A 19268-nucleotide genomic window follows, 5' to 3' on the forward strand; every position below is an offset into this window, starting at 1 on the left:
CTTCATGGCTCACCATTTTCAATTTTGTGCGGGTGTAGTTTAGTGGTAAAACAAGAGCCTTCCAAGCTCTGGTCGAGAGTTCGATTCTCTTCACCCGCTTTTCAATTATGGGCCTATAGCTCAGCTGGTTAGAGCGCACGCCTGATAAGCGTGAGGTCGATGGTTCGAGTCCATTTAGGCCCACCATAATTGTTCCGCAGTAGCTCAGTGGTAGAGCTATCGGCTGTTAACCGATCGGTCGTAGGTTCGAGTCCTACCTGCGGAGCCATATTTATAGAGAAGTACCCAAGTGGCTCAAGGGGCTCCCCTGCTAAGGGAGTAGATCGCGAACGCGGTGCGAGGGTTCGAATCCCTTCTTCTCTGCCAGAACTGGCCCGTTGGTCAAGTGGTTAAGACACCGCCCTTTCACGGCGGTAACACGGGTTCGAATCCCGTACGGGTCATACTAAAAGAGATAGCATAATCTGCTATCTCTTTTTTGTTGTGTATAGATATAGAAGAAGCTATGACAAATTATAAATAATAAGTTTAAAATAGGATTACCTTTTCTCATACATAAGAAAAGGTAATCCTATTTTTTGAATATGTTTTAACTTTCTATTGAATGTTCATCTTGTTTAATAACAACATGACTATATGCGGAGTGAAGAGTTTTGTAGCCTAAAAGTGCAATAGTTAAGGCAAGGCCTCCTGCTATAATAGCCACATTAAATCCTACATGGGCTCCAAAGTTATCAATAACTAAACCAGCTATCGCTGATCCTAGGGAGACTCCAATTCCAAGTCCTGTAATTGCCCAAGTCATTCCTTCGGTTATCTTTGATTCAGGTACGATTTTTTCCACAAGCCCCATAGTAATAATCATAGTAGGAGCGACAGATAGCCCTGCAAAGAAAACAATAACTACTAGCCAAGTAATACTGTTTACAAAAACTAGTGGCAGCATTGTTATCATGGAAAGTGTGACCGCTATTAAAAACTGATTATAGGGTGGGGTATTGAGTTTAAGAGTACCGAAAATAAGGCCTGCCAGGCATGAACCGATTGCATAGACAGAAAGTACAAAGCTAGCAGCTACTGTGTTTCCTTGCTGCTCAGCAAAAGCTACACTAACGACATCTATTGTGCCGAAGATAGTACCTATAGCAATGAGTGTGAATACTAGTACTCGCAAAGAACCAATTTTAAATACTGTTCCGTTGTTTGTAATGTCGCGAGGGTGTACAGGCGGTTCTGTGCTTTTTTGCATAGTAAATAGGCATACCCCGATTGTAAGAAAAACAGATGATAAAAGTGGCGCTGCTTCTGGGAAGAACATAACACTTAAACTGACAGATAATACAGGACCAATTATGAAGCAAATTTCGTCGACGACCGATTCGAAGGAAAATGCTGTATGCAATTTATGGGATCCGCGGTATAGTTTAGTCCAACGTGCACGTACCATAGCTGACATATTTGGCATACAACCTGCACATAAAGCGGATAGAAATAGCGTCCAATAAGGAGCTTCATATTTCGTACATAGAAGTAAGAGGATTGTAAAGAAAACGCTAATACCTGTAGTCGGAAGAAGTATGCGAGATTGCCCTAATTGATCAGCCATCCGAGAAATATGAGGAGCTAGTAAAGCTGATGATAATGTAAAGGTAGCTGCAACAGCTCCAGCAAGCCAATAGTCACCACTTACTTGAGATAACATGGTAACAATACCAATACCCATCATTGATATGGGCATACGAGCTATAAATCCTGCTAATGAGAATCCTTTTGTACCAGGAGCACTGAAAATCTCACGGTAGGAATTAAACATGATAATCACCACAATATTTGACGTGTACATATACATTCTTCATTCTTTTAACTCCTCCTCTGTTTCATTAATACCTTCTATAAAAAGGGACAGTGAGTCAATGTAGGGTATAGGTAAGAAGTTATATTATCTTGTAAGCTAGAAATAATTGACATACGCACCGTATGCCAATATCATATTAACATACGGAGCGTATGTCAATTGAAATGTTTTATCTCTGGATAGAGCCGATGTTTAAAGGAGTTATTCTTTTATATAGAGAACGATACTATAGTGCAATTCATTTTGAATAAAGAGAATGAATAGAAGTAGGAGGAAAAGATGATTAAAAAAACGAGAGCAGAAATGATTACTGAAACACGTGCTAAATTGCTGTGGGCAGCAAGAGAGGCTTTTGGTACAGTTGGATATGTAAATACATCTATGGATGATTTTACAGCATCTGTCGGTTTAACACGTGGTGCAATTTATCATCATTTTGGTGATAAAAAAGGATTGTTAGAAGCAGTTGTAAAAGAAATTGATATGGAAATGGATAATAAATTAGGGAAAGTATCAGATGAAGCGGAAGGAAAATGGGAAGGGTTTGTTGGGCGTTGTCGTGCATATTTAACGATGGCACTTAATCCAGAAATTCAGCGAATCGTACTTCGAGATGCACCAGCAGTATTAGGAACTAGTTATTATCAATCATCACAGTCACAATGTTTAGTGACGATGGCCGAGATGCTTCAGCAATTAATGAAGGACTGTATTATTGAAAAGACGGATTGTGAAGCTTTAGCAAGATATATAAATGGCGGACTAGTGGACCTTGCTTGTTGGATTGCGAATTCTGAAGATGCAGAGGCACGGTTGTCTAAAGCTTTGCATAGCCTATCACTTATATTGAATGGTTTATTATTAGAAAAGAATGCATAATTTTAACGGATATTTTTTAATATATAGTAATGATTAAAAGGGAGGTGATAAAGTATAGGCTAATTCATTTATTTAACCGTATTCTATATAAGCTAATTGACGTCCATCTTGTAAGGGAATGATGTGATCAGTCAGTTTAATCTTATAATGTGATTACATTTTTTGTGAATGTTAGGATTTTTATTATAGAAAGTGAATTTAGTTACAGTGAGTAATTGAATCATACATTTTTATTCACAATCTAAAGAAAACACCTAATTTGGTATGGATTCCACACCTGATCTAACAACTTTACACTCTATGTGAAAAAGTTCACAAATAGGTCATAAATTGTGAAGTAATTCACAATAATACGTGCTACAATATGAATGTAAAGAAGTTAAACAACATTAAATTAGTATTTTAATTAATTACTTAAACAATCATAAAAAAATATATGTGAACAATAGAGAGGGGAAATTACCATGAAAAAAGGTATCAATCGTGTAGTATTAGTAGGAACAGGAGCTGTAGGTTGTAGTTACGCTTACTCAATGATCAACCAAGGTGTAGCTGAAGAATTCGTATTAGTAGATGTTAATGAAGCAAAAGCAGAAGGGGAAGCAATGGACTTAAGCCATGCGGTACCATTCTCTCCATCACCAACAAAAGTTTGGAGCGGTAGCTATGCAGATTGTAAAGATGCAGATCTAGTTGTTATCACTGCTGGGTTACCACAAAAGCCAGGTGAAACTCGTTTAGACTTAGTTGAGAAAAATACAAAGATCTTTAAACAAATCGTTCGCGGCATTATGGATAGCGGATTCGATGGAATCTTCTTAATCGCAACTAACCCGGTTGATATTTTAACTTACGTAACTTGGAAAGAATCTGGTTTACCGAAAGAGCGCGTAATCGGTTCTGGTACTACTTTAGACTCTGCTCGTTTCCGTTACATGTTAGGTGACTACTTAGATGTAGATCCACGTAACGTTCATGCTTACATCGTTGGTGAGCACGGTGACACTGAACTTCCAGTATGGAGCCACGCTACTATCGGTGTACAAAAACTAGAAACAATCTTAGCTAACAACGAACAGTACAAACAAGAAGACTTAGATAAAATCTTCGAAAATGTACGTGATGCAGCTTACCATATCATCGAACGTAAAGGTGCAACTTACTACGGAATCGGTATGTCACTACTTCGTGTAACTAAAGCGATCTTAAACAACGAGAACAGCGTATTAACTGTATCTGCATACCTTGAAGGTCAATACGGTGAGAAAGATGCTTACGTAGGTGTTCCAGCTGTTATTAACCGCGAAGGTGTACGTGAAATCGTAGAACTTGAGCTAAATGAAGAAGAAAAAGCGAAATTCGCTCATTCTGTAAAAGTATTAAAAGAAACTATGGCACCAGTACTATAATTAATTGCTAAATAATCCGGAAGTGGGGACCTGCTTCTTACTTCTGGATTTATATATAATTCAATATAAATTCCTTTTCCGGTTTCCCTTGTATATCCCCAATATACCCCTTTTGCTGGATAAGGGTCATTTATAGAAAAGAGCACTCTATTTTATATAGAGTGCTCTTTATGATTATTTTTTAGGTGTTAATCCTAACTTCTTTAAAATATCTGTCAGTGTACCGCTTTTTGATTTTTCTACAGGTGTTTGTGATTTAGATGCATCTGGACCTTTTTTCAAGAAGTTCTTTTCAACGAAGCGAATATCTTTTCCGTCGACAATTCCATCTTTATTAAGATCTCCGTCTTTTACAGTTAGTCCTTTTTTAATGTAGTTGCTAGCGATAATTTTAGCATCTTTAATATCGATTACTTTATCACCATTTACATCGCCGGCAAGGTTTTCGTCAGGTCTTGCATAATAATATTGGCCAAGCAGCTTACCGTCTTTTTCAGTACCAAGGCTTCGTTGTTAGGCGGCTTGAAATGAGTTACTCGATGTTTCTGAATCACTGAAATAGGCGAATACACCTCCGAATGTAAGGGATAAACCAAGTGAAGCGGTGACAACTCCCATTCCTACTTTTTGTTTTAATGACATAAGAAAGCCCTCCTAGTTAAATTTTCATAGTGACCGTTCGCAACAAGGATAAATAAGTAAACATAGTAGTCCACTATGAATTATAGTTACGGAAGATCTAAGTTCTTTATTGAGAGCGAGTATATGCTTATGAATTTTGCATTTCAATAAAATTGTGACAAAAAATGTTGAGAAACATTTTTTTATGACAGATTATTTTGTTTTGATTTTGAATGAAAAATAGCATGAAAAATAGGATAAATCTAATAAAATAAAGGTTGAGAAAAAATAATAGGTAAAAATATAGAAGAATAATAAAGCGTTTTCAATGAATATTCGTCAAAATTCGATATTTTACACGGAAATGTGAAGAAAAACTAACATTTTTAAGAAAAAAACGAATATTTTTTATAAATTAACAAGGATATTGCAGTTTTTCGCAGAAATAGTTAAAGTATAAAAAATTCTGTCATCTAAGTGAGGTGAGCATATTGAGTGTAATAAATTGTGAAGAAGTGAAACGAGATGAGTTTCATACAGAAAAGTACTATGAAAGTTATAACATCTTTGGCGCACATGTTGTGACGGAAGATGAGATTCAAGGGGTACGATTTACAGTGTGGGCTCCTCATGCGAAAGCAATGAGTGTTGTTGGAGATTTTAATGAGTGGGATTATGAGCAACATAAGATGCTACAAGTGACAGAAGAAGGCATTTGGTCCTTGTTTATACCGCATATTAAAGAAGGAGAAATATATAAATATGCGATTGAAACGTTGGCTGGTGACGTCATTTTAAAGGCAGATCCGTATGCTGTATATGCAGAAGTAAGACCGAATACGGCATCTGTAGTTTTTGATATAAAGGGATATGAATGGAATGATAAAAACTGGACTCGTAAGAAAAAGAAAAAAACGATTTATAAAGAAGCGATGACAGTTTATGAATTACATTTTGGTTCTTGGAAAAAGAAAGAAGATGGAACGCTGTATTCTTACAGGGAAATGGTAGAAGAGCTCATCCCGTATGTGGTGGAACATCAATTTACACATATTGAAATTATGCCGCTTGTTGAGCATCCATATGATCGTTCTTGGGGATATCAAGGAACGGGATATTATGCAGCGACGAGTAGATTTGGTACGCCGCATGATTTAATGTATTTTGTCGACGAATGTCATAAATATGGAATCGGTGTCATTTTAGATTGGGTGCCGGGGCACTTTTGTAAAGATGCTCACGGTTTATATTTGTTTGATGGCACACCGACCTATGAATATAAAGATAAAGATGTACAAGAAAATCCAGTATGGGGAACTGTCAATTTTGATTTAGGGAAGAGAGAGGTACGTAATTTCTTAATTTCAAATGCGTTATTTTGGATGAGATATTTCCATATTGATGGTTTCAGAGTAGATGCAGTTGCGAACATGTTGTACTGGAATAAAGAAGGACAAGAGCAAAGTAATGAGCATGCTGTTTCATTTTTAAGAGAGTTAAATGAAGCAGTGTTTGCAGAGGATGAAGATTTTCTTATGACGGCAGAAGATTCAACAGCTTGGCCACTTGTAACAACTCCAACGTATGAAGGTGGGCTTGGATTCAATTACAAATGGAACATGGGCTGGATGAATGATGTACTGAAATATATGGAGTGTGCGCCTGAATATAGGAAACACATTCATGAGAAAATGACGTTTTCTTTACTATATGCGTACTCTGAAAACTTCATATTACCACTTTCTCATGATGAAGTCGTTCATGGGAAAAAGTCGTTATTAAATAAAATGCCAGGTGATTACTGGGATAAGTTTGCTCAGCTTCGTTTATTATATGGATATTTCTTTACTCACCCAGGAAAGAAGTTACTTTTCATGGGAGGAGAATTCGGACAGTTTGATGAGTGGAAAGACCTTGAAGATTTAGATTGGAATTTACATGATTTTGAAATGCATCGTTATATGCATGATTACTTTAAAGAGCTCATAGCATTGTATAAGCGCTCAAAACCACTTTGGCAGCTTGACCATTCACCTGAAGGCTTTCAGTGGATTGATGCTAATAATAATGAGCAAAGTATTTTCTCGTTTATCCGCCAAGGGGATAAACAAGAAGATGCGTTAGTTGTCGTATGTAATTTTACGAAAGCTACATATGAAAACTATAAAGTAGGTGTACCAGATTTCGAGTATTATAACGAGATTTTAAACAGTGATGCTGAGCAATATGGCGGTTCGGGGCAAGTGAATAAGAAACGTCTTAAGATGATTCTAGAACCGTACCATAATCAAGCAGCACATGTAGAGATTACAATTCCACCATTTGGCGTATCCATATTACGACCAGTGAAGACGAGAAAGGGGAGCAAAAAACAAGATGGCTCAAAAACAAAAGTGCGTAGCAATGTTACTAGCAGGGGGAAAAGGTAGTCGTTTAAGTGCATTAACAAAAAATTTAGCCAAGCCAGCTGTTCCATTTGGTGGTAAATATCGCATTATTGATTTTACGCTAAGTAACTGTGCGAATTCTGGTATTGAAACGGTTGGGATTTTAACACAATATCAACCACTTGAACTTCATAATTATATCGGAATTGGAAATGCGTGGGATTTAGACCGAGTAAACGGTGGAGTCACAGTATTACCTCCTTATGCGGAGTCTTCAGGGGTGAAGTGGTATACAGGTACGGCAAGTGCCATTTATCAAAATTTAAACTATTTAAGTCAGTATGAACCGGAGTATGTTCTTATTTTATCAGGCGACCATATTTATAAAATGGATTACAGTAAGATGCTAGATTACCATATTGAGAAAGAATCGGACGTATCCATTTCTGTTATTGAAGTACCTTGGGATGAAGCGAGTCGCTTTGGCATTATGAATACAAATGAAGAGATGGAGATTGTTGAGTTTGAAGAGAAACCACAATTTCCAAGAAGTAATCTTGCATCAATGGGAATTTATATTTTTAACTGGGCAATTTTGAAAGAGTATTTAGAGATGGATGCAAGAAATCCTGAATCTAGTAATGATTTCGGAAAAGATGTACTTCCACTTTTATTAGATGAAGGGAAGAAGCTAATGGCGTATCCATTTGAAGGATATTGGAAAGATGTTGGAACGGTGAAAAGCTTATGGGAAGCGAATATGGATTTACTTCGCGATGAAACATCACTGAATTTAAACGATCGTAATTGGCGTATTTATTCTGTGAATCCAAATGAGCCACCTCAATATATTGCAGAAAAGGCAAAAGTAGAAGAATCGCTTATTAACGAAGGATGCGTCATTGAAGGGGACGTGAAGCATTCTGTGTTATTCCAAGGGGTGACGGTGGAAGAAGGTAGTATGGTTATTGATTCTGTCGTTATGCCAGGAGCAAAGATTGGTAAAAATGTTGTGATTGAAAGAGCGATCGTTGGTTCGGAAATGGTTATTGAAGATGGAACAATTATTCGTCCAGAAAAAAATGTCGACGATGTAGTACTCATTGCTGAAGGGAAATAGAAAAGGGGGATGAAATGAATGGGAGAAAAAATGTTAGGAATTATTAATGCAACGGGAAGTTTTCCTTCCTTAAAGAAAGTAACAGGGCATCGTTCATTAGCGGCGTTACCGTTTGGGGGCCGTTACCGACTCATTGATTTCATGCTTTCAAATATGGTGAATTCTAATATTCATAGTGTAGCGGTTTTTACAAGTCATAAAAATCGCTCACTAATGGACCATGTTGGTTCAGGAAAACAGTGGGATTTAGATAGAAAACGAGACGGACTATTTTTATTCCCGCCAAATTGCCAATGTGACCAAGATGAGTTTGGGTCTTTTGCACACTTTAGAAGACATATTGATTATTTTCTAAGAAGCAGAGAAGAGTACGTTGTTATTACGAATAGCCATCTCGTAACAGCATTAAATTTCCAGGCGGTGTTAGAGCGACATATACATACGGCAGCTGATATTACGGAAGTTTGCCATGAAGGGGTTTCGCTTCAAACATACGTGTTAAAGAAACAATTATTGTTAGATTTATTTGAGACATATAAAGATGTGGAGCAATACAGTTTATTTGATGTAGTGAGAGAAAAGCGCGGAAAATCACTGCATATTGCTACGTATGAGCATACAGGATATGTAGCTATTATTGATTCGATTGAAAGTTACTATAAACATAGCTTAGAAATTTTGCAGCCTGCTATTTGGAAGCAATTATTTAAGAAAGAAGCGCCGATCTTTACGAAAGTAAAAGATGAGCCGCCAACTCGTTATCTAAAGGGTGCAGTCGTGAAAAATACAATGATTGCAAATGGCAGTATTATTGAAGGGGAAGTCGAAAACAGTGTTGTTTCCCGTTCGGTTAAAATTGGAAAAGGTTCAATTATTCGTAACAGTATTATTATGCAAAAGAGCCAAATTGGAGATAACTGTATAATAGACGGTGTTATTATTGATAAAGACGTGAAAATTGGCGACGGTGTCGTATTAAAAGGAAACATCGATGAGCCATATGTTGTAGAAAAAGGAAGCGTACAAAACAGTACGATTAATAGTTATTCCTAAAGAATCAGTGGGGGCTTTTTCTCCCACTGATTAAAGTTTTAATTTAAATGAAAACTCGAAGGGAGGAAGCTGCAAGAGGAGTATAAAAACTTTTCGCGCAGTGGGACAACAAGTGAATATTTTATTTGCAGTATCAGAATGTGTACCGTTTGTGAAATCGGGAGGATTAGCTGATGTAGCGGGTGCGCTCCCAAAAGAGCTGAAAAAATTAGGAGTGGACGTTCGTATTATACTTCCGAATTATAGTCTCATTCCGCAAAAGTTAAGAGATGGATGTACGTTACATAAAGTAATTAACGTCCCGCTTGGGTGGAGAAATCAATATTGCGGAATTTTAAAAGGTGAGCAAGACGGAATTACGTATTACTTAATAGATAATGAATATTATTTTAAGAGAGATTCTCTGTATGGTCATTATGATGACGGGGAGCGTTTTTCTTATTTCTCAAAAGCAGTGTTAGAGTGTATTCCGCATCTTGATTTTGAAGTGGATGTTCTTCATAGCCACGATTGGCATACGGCTATGGTTAATTTCTTACTTCGTGAAAAGTATCAAGATAACCCGTTATATGAGCGTATTAAAACGGTATATACGATTCACAACTTGCAGTTCCAAGGAGTATTTCCTTCTGAAGTGATGTACGACTTGTTAGAGCTTGGTGATGAATATTTTCATAGTGAGCAGCTAGAGTTTTATGGAAACATAAACTTTATGAAAGGCGGTATTATCGCTTCGGATCAAATTACAGCGGTGAGCCCGACGTATAAAGAAGAAATTCAATATGAATTTTTCGGTGAGAAGTTAGATGGATTACTGAGAAAATATAATGATAAGCTTAGTGGCATTGTAAATGGTATTGATACGAGCGTATATAATCCAGAAACGGATTCATATATTAAGGCTCAGTATGATGCAGAGTCATTATATGAAAAGAGTGAAAATAAACGCGCTTTGCAGCGTTATTTTGGTTTGCCAGAAAAAGAGGATACACCAATTATTTCAATGGTAACGAGATTAACGAAGCAAAAAGGTCTTGATTTAGTACGCACTGTATTCCGCGAAATAATGGAAGAAGATGTACAATGTATTATTTTAGGTTCAGGTGATTCGGAATATGAGCAATTCTTTGAGTGGATGGCATATGAGTATCCGGAGAAGGTAAAAGTTTATATCGGATTTAATGAAGAATTAGCGCACCAAGTGTATGCGGGAAGCGATTTATTTTTAATGCCATCGCTGTTTGAACCGTGTGGACTTGGACAACTTATCGCATTGGCGTACGGTACGATTCCAATTGTAAGAGAAACAGGTGGATTAAACGATACGGTACATTCTTATGATGAAGAAACAGGCGAAGGAAATGGTTTCAGTTTCACGAACTTTAATGCACATGACATGCTGCATACGGTTCACCGTGCAATTGAATTTTATCACGATAAACCAGTGTGGGAGCAGCTTGTAAAACAAGCGATGACTGAAGATTATAGCTGGAGGCAATCGGCTCTTGCTTATAAGGAATTGTATAAAAGTCTCATGGAATAACATGTAGGTGGTGAAAAAATGTTTACTCATGTTGAAAGTTTTAAATCAACTTTTCTAGAAAAGTTAGAGACGATGTATGGGAAAAGTTTCAAAGATTCTACAAATCGTGATCAATATAATACGCTCGGCCATATGGTACGTGAGTATATGAATAGTCAATGGATTGCAACGAACGAGAGTTATCGATCAGGAGAGCAAAAGCAAATGTATTACTTGTCTATTGAGTTTTTGCTTGGACGTTTGCTTGGAAGTAACATCTTGAATTTAGGTATTAGAGATGTATGCGAGCAGGGGTTATCTGAACTAGGGATTTCGTTACAAGAGTTAGAAGAAGTGGAAGCAGATGCAGGCCTTGGTAACGGTGGACTTGGACGCTTAGCAGCCTGTTTTCTTGATTCACTTGCATCTTTAAACTTACCAGGACACGGCTGTGGAATTCGTTATAAACATGGTTTGTTTGATCAGAAAATTGTTGATGGTTATCAAGTTGAATTTCCAGAACAGTGGCTTCTTCATGAAAACGTATGGGAAGTAAGAAGACATGATCAAGCTGTAGAAGTAAGTTATTTTGGCAGTGTTGAACCGCTAGAAATTGACGGGCGTTTAGAGTTTAGGCATACAAATGCAGAAGTCATTATGGCGGTGCCATATGATGTGCCGGTAGTAGGCTATGAGACGAGTACTGTAAATACACTTAGACTTTGGAATGCTGAACCAGTTCCTTTCCCGCAAAACTGCAAAGATATTTTGAAATATAAGCGCGAAACAGAGGCTGTATCGGAGTTTTTATATCCAGATGATACGCATGATGAGGGAAAAATACTTCGTTTAAAACAACAGTATTTCCTCGTATCAGCAAGTTTGCAAAATATCGTTCGAATGCATAGAGAAAGATATGGTGACCTTCGTCAACTACATGAAAAAATTGCGATTCACATTAACGATACACATCCGGTTTTAGCAATTCCAGAACTGATGCGTATTTTACTAGACGAAGAAAAGTTAACATGGGAAGAAGCTTGGCACATAACGACGCAGACAATTTCTTATACGAATCATACGACGTTATCAGAAGCGCTCGAAAAGTGGCCAATTCACATTTTTAAACCATTATTACCGAGAATTTATATGATTATTGAAGAGATTAATGAACGTTTCTGTCATGAACTTTGGGAACGTTATCCTTATGAATGGCATCGCATTGAAGACATGGCAATTATTGCGCATGATCTTGTGAAAATGGCTCATTTAGCAATTGTCGGTAGCCATAGCGTAAACGGTGTAGCAAAAATTCATACGGAAATATTAAAGCAGCGGGAAATGCGATTGTTTTATGAATTTTATCCAGATAAGTTTAATAATAAGACGAATGGAATTGCTCATAGGCGCTGGCTTATGAAAGCAAATCCACAGTTAACAAATCTCATTTCAGAGGCGATTGGACCAGAGTGGAAGAAAGAACCGATTAAGCTTCAATCGTTGCAAACAGTTCAATATGATGCTAGTTTCCAAGAGAAGTTTGCAGAGGTAAAACAAGAGCGTAAAGAGATTTTAGCGGAGCGCATTCATAATACAATGGGGATTACGATTGATCCAAATTCTATTTTTGATGTGCAAGTGAAAAGATTACATGCTTACAAACGACAATTATTAAATGTTCTTCATATTTTATATTTGTATAACCGTTTGAAAGAGGATGCTAGTTTTACATTTTATCCGCGTACTTTTATTTTTGGAGCGAAAGCATCACCTGGTTATTATTACGCGAAAAAAATTATTAAATTAATAAATGAACTCGCAAGAAAAGTAAATAATGATCCGTATGTTAGTCAATATATGAAAGTTATCTTTCTAGAAAACTATCGAGTTTCTTTAGCTGAAGATATATTCCCGGCGGCGGATGTAAGTGAGCAAATTTCAACGGCGAGTAAAGAAGCATCGGGAACAGGCAATATGAAATTTATGATGAATGGTGCGATTACACTTGGAACGCTAGACGGAGCTAACGTTGAAATAAAAGACCGGGTCGGTGATGATAACTGTTTCATTTTCGGTTTAACAGCAGAAGAGGTTCTTCATTACCATCAAAATGGTGGATATCGTGCAAGTGACTATTATCACCACAATAGGCACATTAAAAAAATAGTAGATCAATTAACAAATGGTTTCTTTGCACAATCGGGTGCTGAATTTGAAGCGATCTATGATTCTCTCGTTATTCAAAATGATGAATATTTCGTTCTGCGAGATTTTGGTCCATATGCTGAAAGACAAGAAGCTGTTGGTAGAGCTTATGAGAACCGAACAAAGTGGCTAGAAATGTCGATTTTAAATATTGCACAGTCTGGTCATTTTGCGAGTGATCGAACGATTTTGCAGTACAGCAATGAAATTTGGGGTATTGGTAATGCAGTTAAACAGTTTTAAAGAGGTTGCTACGTTGGGGGATATATTATCTATTTACTAACAAAAATTGATATTAATAAATAAAACGAGCTTACTTTTTTTTAGCTCGTTTTATTTATTTTGCTTAAGAAAGAAATGGAATAGTGGTATATATTATACCTGCCCCATCATACTCTCCTGTCGCAAAGTATGAAAATGTAAAGAAACCTGTGACCGTAAAAATTACAATAAGAAAAAGTGTGAAGATAAATTTTAACATGTAAGGTCCCCTCATCCAAAAATAACTTCATAGAGTATTATAGTATATGAATATTTTATTTCCAATTGTTTACTGGTTAAAAATGAGAAGTCAGACATGTTTTGTATGTTGTAATGGAATGATTATTTGTAATGGATTTTGTGTTTTTTGTAAATGTCATATTGTGATGGACGTGTGCATACTCCCAATCATGATCATTAAAATTTATGTTTCGGGGAGGGAGAAGTGGAACGACATCGAACAAGTTGACGAAACGAAAGCTACTAGCTACTTGTAGTTTATAATAATTTCGAAAAGCGATATCTCCTACTTTTGGGGAAGCGAATGAATAAAGTCCATACTGTGCGAAGGCAGTATTTATACGTGCATCTAATATGTGTAATGTGGCAAGCGCGCCACCTAGACTATGCCCAGTAGCTAGCAGTTTTTTATGTGCTGGCAATGATACGAGCATATCCATAATAGAATCACGGCAAGACTCATAAATAGAGAGAAAGCCGTTATGGACATTTCCACCATTTAAAGCATAAGGATAAGGTTTTTGATTGACGAGAGAGTCAATAATCCAATCTGGGTCTGTTTGAGTGCCCCTAAAGGCAACGATAATTGTATCCTCAGATTCTAATATAAATCCGAACCATTCTGTTGTTTGAATGGCCTTTCCTTGAAACCCTTGTACATATTGAAAACCATCTGGTATTTCGAAAATACCATTTTGTTTATATTGTTCATACGTTAACTCACAACAAGAAGCTAACAGTATGGCAGTGTCTTTATCAAAGGATAAAGGAGTACGCATTAAGGAAGCCCTCCTTAAGAAAAGGTATAGTTTAATATATGCAGTGAGGAACTTGATTCATTCTTTTGGAAAAAAGCTTGAACCTACAGTTACGTGAGGGAGTATGATTTTTGTAAACATATTGTTAGGAGGAGTGTAAGATGAGCAAAAAGGAAGGCTGTTCAATTGGTGAGTTTTCAAAGAGAACAGGCACATCAATACGGACACTACAATATTACGATGAAATTGGACTACTTAAACCTGAAAAGAACGTTAGCTCTGGTCACCGTGTGTACAAAGGAAAAGATATATTAGAGCTACAGAAAATAGTCAGTCTTAAAGTATTAGGATATAGTTTAGAAGAAATACGCGTCATGCTTACAATTCCAAGTTTGAATGTAAGTTTAAAAGAAACGTTGGAACAACAAAGAAAAGCCTTTGAAGAAAAGAAAAAACACATTGAAGTTTCGATAAAGGCGCTTGAACGAACAAGGGTATGTCTTGAGGAAGATGAAGAGTTGGATAGTGACATATTAATGAGTCTAATTAACAGCATTCAAAAAGAAAACGAACAAAGTTTATGGCTTGAAGGATATGTATCAAAAGAATTGGCTAATGGATTATATAATAAGCCGGAAGAAGAAGGCATAGCACTTGATAAAGAGTTTGTGCGTTTAGCAAAAGAAGTGAAAAGGTTATTTGGAAGAGAAATTGAGGATTCAGAAGTGCAAAAATTGGTTGATGAACATATGAAGGCGACTCTTAAGTATGTTGGTGAAGAGACAATGTATTCTTTAGGTAAATTAGAGAATGTAGAAGAACAATATAATAATATGATGCCATCTCCTTACACGGAAGAAGAAGAGGCATGGCTTAATGACGCGATGGAGTATTATATGATTCGAAATGGTATGTATAGCCCTCCGCAGTAAAAATAAAATGCCATATTCATAAACTTTAGAGAAATGCCTCCGATGTTTTTTGCATTGGAGGCATTTTTTACTCTTTTCCATCTAAAAGGCGAACAAGGCCACCTAATATACTACTTTCACCAGTACTTTATAATGCTGGGCTTGTAAGAGGTTTGAAAAAATAGCCTGTATATATTTGAAAGATGAATAAATTACCTATTTTCTTGTGTTTGTTCGTACTATATACAGAAAATTTCGGGAAACAAAACATATTATTTATCTGTTTATTTTTGCTTCTTTTTCAAATACTCCGCACGCAATTGTTCAAGTTGCTGCTTTTTATCAAATTTGGCAGGCTTCTGTTTTTCATGAAACTTTGCCACAGCTACCTGACTTTTGGAATCTAATTGATATTTTCCCACTTTGTTCACCTACTTTTCTTGTCTTGAAAGAGAATCTATTCAACAAATATAATATACCTTATTTTACTGAAGTAAACCTTATTACTTTATTTCATCTGCTTTTTCTCGTTTGTAGACGTAAATTAAAACACCCTTTCACTGCATTACTGCAAGCAAGGGTGTTTTAATTGTAGTATTATATTAGTCGATGGCCATGCCAACATAAGGGCCCTTTTTACTCTTTCCCATCCAATAAACGACCAAGTCCACCTAATACACTACCTTCACCAGTACTTTGCGCTGCTGGGCTTGTAAGGCGTGCTGCTAATCGGCTAAGTGTTAAGGACTGAATCCAAACTGTTCCAGGACCTTCTAATGTTGCGAAGAATAAACCCTCACCGCCAAATAGAGCTGTTTTTACTTTTCCAACGAATTCGATATCATAGTTAATATCCTTTGTCATGGCAACGAGACAACCTGTATCAATGCGAAGTTTCTCACCAGGTTTTAATTCACGTTTATATACAGTTCCGCCTGCGTGCATGAAAGCGAGGCCGTCACCTTCAAGTTTCTGCATGATGAAACCTTCACCACCGAAGAAACCAGTTCCTATTTTTTTTGTAAATTCAATTCCAATAGAAACACCTTTTGCGGCACAAAGAAAGGCATCTTTTTGACAAACGATTTTCCCTTGGTATTCTGTTAAATCTACAGGAATAATTTTACCAGGATAAAGAGCAGCAAATGAGACGTGGCGTTTGCCGTGCCCCGTATTTGTAAATACAGTCATAAACATGCTTTCACCTGTAACGAGACGTTTACCTGCTCCCATTAATTTTCCGAATAGACCGTTAGATGGGCCAGAACCATCACCGAAGATTGTCTCCATTTCGATGTAGTCTTCCATCATCATCATTGCGCCCGCTTCTGCGACAACGCTTTCCTTTGGGTCTAATTCAATTTCAACAAATTGCATATCATCGCCATATAACTTATATTCGATTTCATGTGCTTGCATTTTTTCACCTCATAAATATGTAGTAATTATATTGTACAGAAGTTAAAAGAATTAGAACACTATAGTTTTGTTAATTTTCGAATAAAAGTAGAATGAAAATTTAAGGTTATACTAGGATTATAAAAAATGATGGAATGAAAGTGTTCTCATTTGACGTTTTCGACATAGCATGATATAGTGAAAACACTATTGAGCTACATAATGTGGTACGGAAATAAAGCACGTTGTATTAAAGGCTGTAAGCTTGTTATACATTCATGTCCTTTATATCCACCTTTTCATGTGGATTCATAGTTTCATTTTTATTTAGGAGGTACATGACATGCAAACAGGTAAAGTTAAATGGTTTAACGGCGAAAAAGGTTTTGGCTTCATCGAAGTTGAAGGCGGAGAAGACGTATTCGTACATTTCTCAGCTATCCAAGGCGACGGCTTCAAAACTTTAGAAGAAGGTCAAGAAGTTTCTTTCGAAATCGTTGAAGGAAACCGCGGACCACAAGCAGCTAACGTTACAAAAAACTAATTAGCTAGCGATAAAAAGCATTCCGATTTTCGGAATGCTTTTTTTTATTCTTTGGAACTAGATTCATTTGAAGATAATTCGCCCTTAAAGGTACGCTCTTCAAAGTCATCAAGCATTTGTTCATATTCTTCATGTTCCTCTGTAGCGAAAACTTGTGGGTTTTTCCCATACATATCCGTACCGATGAAGTTTTCGAAATCCTCCACGTAGCCTACGTTTTCTTCACTATTTACGTACATGCCATTATAGTTTTTTGAATCTTGTCTTTCTAAATCGGACGGCGTTTCAGACGTTCCGTAATTTGCGACATCTTGCCATGCATCCTCCGCATCGTACTCAACAGAGTCGTCTTCATCGTGCTTGTGGAAAGAAGGGGATAATACTTCCTCTTCAACTGGACGCGTCTCCATATTTAATTTATTTGTCGCGTGTTGAACACATGTTGTCGCGGTTGGCATTGCTTCTAATCTTTCAAACGGGATTTCCTCACCAGATACTTCACAAATGCCGTACGTACCCGCTTCAATTTTTTGCAGAGCATGTTTTGTATCATCTAGTTGTTTATGCCAAAATTCGATGAGTCCGAAATCTTTTTCTCGTTCGTATAATTCTGTAGCCATATCACCTGGATGGTTGTCATAGCTAGACAGTTCTCCTACTGAATCGCGTTCAGAAGCACGATCTGTATTTTCATGAGTTTGTATCGTTTGCTCTAGTTCTTGTTTTTGTTTTTCTAAAATGGATTTAAATTGACCTATTTGTTGTGGAGTTAACATAGTCGTCCACCTTCCTACAATTCAGTTTCTTTACATAGTATGAGCGTTGAGAGTAGGAATTATGAGGTGAATTTCAGATATGAAAAAGGAGCCGCATAAGCAGCTCCTTCTTACCCCGCTATTTGCCGGGCAGTAAAACTCCCACCTACAAATTCGGCTGGAGCAAAGAAGCTAGGTGAGAGATCAACTGCCCGTAAACGCCCGATTGGTGAGGGCTGATAATCAGTGGAAATGAACAAACCCTCCATTGATTAAAGTTTCACTTTATAGGAAATATCCAAGTAATAATCCGATTCCCATTAGGAAACCGAAGATTGTATTTGTTTTTGCTGTTGCAATCATCGCAGGTACCATTTCCATTGGAATGCTTTTGCCGATAAAGCCTTTCGTCGCTTTAAATGCTTTCGGTGCACTTAAAAATACGATAAGCATCCATGGTGATACGATGCCCACGATAATTAAAGCAATTGTCCAAATGTAGGAAACGATGAACATTGAAGCAAGTACACCGACAGCTCTTTCACGTCCAACGAGAATTGCTAACGTTTTACGACCGTTTTCTTTATCGCCATCCAAGTCACGAATATTATTAGCTAGTAAAATGGCACCAATTAAAATGGAGCTTGGAATAGATAGTAAAATGACTTCTGATGTTACAGTGCCAGTTTGAATAAAGAATGAAATCCCAATAATAATGACACCCATAAATAATCCGGCTGTCAACTCTCCAAATGGTGTATATGCAATTGGAAGTGGGCCACCTGTATAAAGGTAAGCAACGGCCATACAAACAAGACCGATTGCAGCAAGCCACCAGCTAGAATTCATACAAATATAAACACCTAATAGTATTGCGATGCCGAAAAATCCAAATGCTAAGTTAAGCACTGTTTTTGGCTGAATGCCATCGCGAACGATAGCGCCGCCGATACCAACTGAACCTTCGTGATCAAGTCCTCTTTTATAATCAAAGTATTCATTAAACATGTTTGTTGCTGCTTGAATGAGAAGACAAGCAAGAAGCATCATAAGGAAAAGAGGAAGATGTATTTGATTTATACCTCCGACCTGCATCGAATATGCTGTTCCGATGAAAACAGGTACGAAAGCGGCTGTTAATGTATGGGGACGTAGTAAACTCCACCAGATGCGCCAGCCTGTTTGCTTACTTGGCTTTGGCGCCGTAGGAGAGGAATTCGTTTTGACGTTCATTTCCATGTTGAATCCTCCTTTGGTCACATATTGTACACAACTAAGTGTAGAAAAAGCATCATTTAGTGTCAACGTTTATTTTCTAGGAAGAGAAGGTGAATTTCTCAGAAATGCTAA

At 37.1% G+C, this 19268-nt stretch carries 16 protein-coding genes, 5 tRNA genes and 2 pseudogenes; 14 read left to right on the forward strand and 9 right to left on the reverse strand.

All coding sequences use genetic code 11. The features are described 5' to 3' along the window. Nucleotides 1-28 precede the first annotated feature (28 nt). From CN409_RS25860 to CN409_RS25880, 5 genes are all read left to right on the forward strand, one after another. Nucleotides 29-99: transfer RNA gene (locus CN409_RS25860), tRNA-Gly, on the forward strand. A gap of 10 nt (nucleotides 100-109) precedes the next feature. Further along, nucleotides 110-186: transfer RNA gene (locus CN409_RS25865), tRNA-Ile, on the forward strand. A 7-nt stretch (nucleotides 187-193) separates the two neighbouring features. Next, nucleotides 194-268 (forward strand) — tRNA-Asn (locus CN409_RS25870). A gap of 7 nt (nucleotides 269-275) precedes the next feature. After that, a tRNA-Ser gene (locus tag CN409_RS25875) sits at nucleotides 276-366 on the forward strand. A 5-nt stretch (nucleotides 367-371) separates the two neighbouring features. After that, nucleotides 372-443: transfer RNA gene (locus CN409_RS25880), tRNA-Glu, on the forward strand. 146 nt (nucleotides 444-589) lie between these two features. Here the strand turns inward: CN409_RS25880 and CN409_RS25885 are convergent. Further along, the gene (locus tag CN409_RS25885) at nucleotides 590-1813 is read right to left on the reverse strand and encodes an MFS transporter (RefSeq protein ID WP_015945917.1); all 1224 of its coding nucleotides are present in this window, start codon (nucleotides 1811-1813) and stop codon (nucleotides 590-592) included. Between the two features lie 321 nt (nucleotides 1814-2134). On the opposite strand from CN409_RS25885, the gene CN409_RS25890 reads away from it, so the two are divergent. After that, entirely contained in the window at nucleotides 2135-2734 is a 600-nt protein-coding gene (locus tag CN409_RS25890) for a TetR/AcrR family transcriptional regulator (RefSeq protein ID WP_000592778.1), read from the forward strand. A 464-nt stretch (nucleotides 2735-3198) separates the two neighbouring features. Then, entirely contained in the window at nucleotides 3199-4143 is a 945-nt protein-coding gene (locus CN409_RS25895) for an L-lactate dehydrogenase (RefSeq protein ID WP_000715339.1), read from the forward strand. Between the two features lie 174 nt (nucleotides 4144-4317). Here the strand turns inward: CN409_RS25895 and CN409_RS25905 are convergent. Both CN409_RS25905 and CN409_RS25910 read right to left on the reverse strand, forming a co-directional pair. After that, nucleotides 4318-4672 (reverse strand): annotated as a pseudogene (locus CN409_RS25905) (dockerin type I domain-containing protein); the annotation flags it as partial. Further along, nucleotides 4663-4785, reverse strand: a pseudogene (locus tag CN409_RS25910) (TasA family protein); the annotation flags it as partial. The pseudogenes CN409_RS25905 and CN409_RS25910, both read right to left, overlap by 10 nt. A gap of 470 nt (nucleotides 4786-5255) precedes the next feature. On the opposite strand from CN409_RS25910, the gene glgB reads away from it, so the two are divergent. The 5 genes from glgB (at nucleotide 5256) to glgP (ending at nucleotide 13294) form a co-directional block, all read left to right on the forward strand. Continuing rightward, nucleotides 5256-7193 carry a 1,4-alpha-glucan branching protein GlgB gene (gene glgB, locus CN409_RS25915; protein WP_097981098.1) on the forward strand — a complete coding sequence of 646 codons (1938 nt, stop codon included), beginning with the start codon at nucleotides 5256-5258 and terminating at the stop codon, nucleotides 7191-7193. After that, nucleotides 7141-8271, forward strand: a complete 1131-nt coding sequence (gene glgC / locus CN409_RS25920; RefSeq protein ID WP_000057602.1) for a glucose-1-phosphate adenylyltransferase — start codon at nucleotides 7141-7143, stop codon at nucleotides 8269-8271. The genes glgB and glgC overlap by 53 nt, the downstream gene beginning before the upstream one ends. Nucleotides 8272-8289: 18 nt before the next feature. Then, nucleotides 8290-9324, forward strand: coding sequence for a glucose-1-phosphate adenylyltransferase subunit GlgD (gene glgD / locus CN409_RS25925; protein WP_000504159.1), 1035 nt, complete (start codon nucleotides 8290-8292; stop codon nucleotides 9322-9324). 112 nt (nucleotides 9325-9436) lie between these two features. After that, on the forward strand, nucleotides 9437-10867 hold the full coding sequence (gene glgA, locus CN409_RS25930; RefSeq protein WP_002081949.1) for a glycogen synthase GlgA: 1431 nt from the start codon (nucleotides 9437-9439) through the stop codon (nucleotides 10865-10867). Between the two features lie 18 nt (nucleotides 10868-10885). Continuing rightward, nucleotides 10886-13294, forward strand: coding sequence for a glycogen phosphorylase (gene glgP / locus CN409_RS25935; protein WP_000494093.1), 2409 nt, complete (start codon nucleotides 10886-10888; stop codon nucleotides 13292-13294). Nucleotides 13295-13397: 103 nt separating this feature from the next. Here glgP and CN409_RS32595 read toward each other — a convergent pair whose 3' ends face one another. Next, nucleotides 13398-13532, reverse strand: a complete 135-nt coding sequence (locus CN409_RS32595) for a hypothetical protein (protein WP_000911076.1) — start codon at nucleotides 13530-13532, stop codon at nucleotides 13398-13400. 76 nt (nucleotides 13533-13608) lie between these two features. Continuing rightward, nucleotides 13609-14331: a lipase family protein gene (locus CN409_RS25945; RefSeq protein WP_001260110.1), complete on the reverse strand. Its 723-nt coding sequence runs from the start codon at nucleotides 14329-14331 to the stop codon at nucleotides 13609-13611. A gap of 140 nt (nucleotides 14332-14471) precedes the next feature. Here CN409_RS25945 and CN409_RS25950 point away from each other — a divergent pair, with 140 nt between their 5' ends. Then, nucleotides 14472-15242 (forward strand): MerR family transcriptional regulator, encoded by a 771-nt coding sequence (locus CN409_RS25950; RefSeq protein ID WP_000037218.1) that lies wholly within the window; start codon nucleotides 14472-14474, stop codon nucleotides 15240-15242. 263 nt (nucleotides 15243-15505) lie between these two features. On the opposite strand, the gene CN409_RS32030 is transcribed toward CN409_RS25950, so the two are convergent. Both CN409_RS32030 and CN409_RS25960 read right to left on the reverse strand, forming a co-directional pair. Then, a complete protein-coding gene (locus CN409_RS32030; RefSeq protein WP_000521641.1) occupies nucleotides 15506-15643 on the reverse strand; it encodes a hypothetical protein in 138 nt (45 codons plus the stop codon). A 214-nt stretch (nucleotides 15644-15857) separates the two neighbouring features. After that, nucleotides 15858-16640, reverse strand: coding sequence for a TIGR00266 family protein (locus CN409_RS25960; protein ID WP_097981099.1), 783 nt, complete (start codon nucleotides 16638-16640; stop codon nucleotides 15858-15860). 322 nt (nucleotides 16641-16962) lie between these two features. Here CN409_RS25960 and cspD point away from each other — a divergent pair, with 322 nt between their 5' ends. Next, nucleotides 16963-17163, forward strand: coding sequence for a cold-shock protein CspD (cspD, locus tag CN409_RS25965; protein WP_001193052.1), 201 nt, complete (start codon nucleotides 16963-16965; stop codon nucleotides 17161-17163). A 44-nt stretch (nucleotides 17164-17207) separates the two neighbouring features. Here cspD and CN409_RS25970 read toward each other — a convergent pair whose 3' ends face one another. Further along, the gene (locus CN409_RS25970; protein ID WP_000957356.1) at nucleotides 17208-17939 is read right to left on the reverse strand and encodes a yteA family sporulation protein; all 732 of its coding nucleotides are present in this window, start codon (nucleotides 17937-17939) and stop codon (nucleotides 17208-17210) included. 264 nt (nucleotides 17940-18203) lie between these two features. Beyond that, on the reverse strand, nucleotides 18204-19157 hold the full coding sequence (locus CN409_RS25975) for a 1,4-dihydroxy-2-naphthoate polyprenyltransferase (RefSeq protein WP_000425770.1): 954 nt from the start codon (nucleotides 19155-19157) through the stop codon (nucleotides 18204-18206). Nucleotides 19158-19268: the final 111 nt, after the last annotated feature.

The organism is Bacillus sp. AFS012607, from assembly GCF_002558005.1.
GTDB lineage: Bacteria > Bacillota > Bacilli > Bacillales > Bacillaceae_G > Bacillus_A > Bacillus_A thuringiensis_S.

Bases quoted from the DNA above. Each gene is read 5' to 3' on its own strand.
- CN409_RS25945 (WP_001260110.1), bottom strand. From the start codon at position 14,331: ATGCGTACTCCTTTATCCTTTGATAAAGACACTGCCATACTGTTAGCT.
- CN409_RS25895 (WP_000715339.1), top strand. From the start codon at position 3,199: ATGAAAAAAGGTATCAATCGTGTAGTATTAGTAGGAACAGGAGCTGTA.
- glgP (WP_000494093.1), top strand. From the start codon at position 10,886: ATGTTTACTCATGTTGAAAGTTTTAAATCAACTTTTCTAGAAAAGTTA.
- CN409_RS32595 (WP_000911076.1), bottom strand. From the start codon at position 13,532: ATGTTAAAATTTATCTTCACACTTTTTCTTATTGTAATTTTTACGGTC.
- CN409_RS25885 (WP_015945917.1), bottom strand. From the start codon at position 1,813: ATGTTTAATTCCTACCGTGAGATTTTCAGTGCTCCTGGTACAAAAGGA.
- CN409_RS25960 (WP_097981099.1), bottom strand. From the start codon at position 16,640: ATGCAAGCACATGAAATCGAATATAAGTTATATGGCGATGATATGCAA.
- cspD (WP_001193052.1), top strand. From the start codon at position 16,963: ATGCAAACAGGTAAAGTTAAATGGTTTAACGGCGAAAAAGGTTTTGGC.
- CN409_RS25975 (WP_000425770.1), bottom strand. From the start codon at position 19,157: ATGGAAATGAACGTCAAAACGAATTCCTCTCCTACGGCGCCAAAGCCA.
- glgD (WP_000504159.1), top strand. From the start codon at position 8,290: ATGGGAGAAAAAATGTTAGGAATTATTAATGCAACGGGAAGTTTTCCT.
- CN409_RS25970 (WP_000957356.1), bottom strand. From the start codon at position 17,939: ATGTTAACTCCACAACAAATAGGTCAATTTAAATCCATTTTAGAAAAA.
- CN409_RS25890 (WP_000592778.1), top strand. From the start codon at position 2,135: ATGATTAAAAAAACGAGAGCAGAAATGATTACTGAAACACGTGCTAAA.
- glgC (WP_000057602.1), top strand. From the start codon at position 7,141: ATGGCTCAAAAACAAAAGTGCGTAGCAATGTTACTAGCAGGGGGAAAA.
- CN409_RS25950 (WP_000037218.1), top strand. From the start codon at position 14,472: ATGAGCAAAAAGGAAGGCTGTTCAATTGGTGAGTTTTCAAAGAGAACA.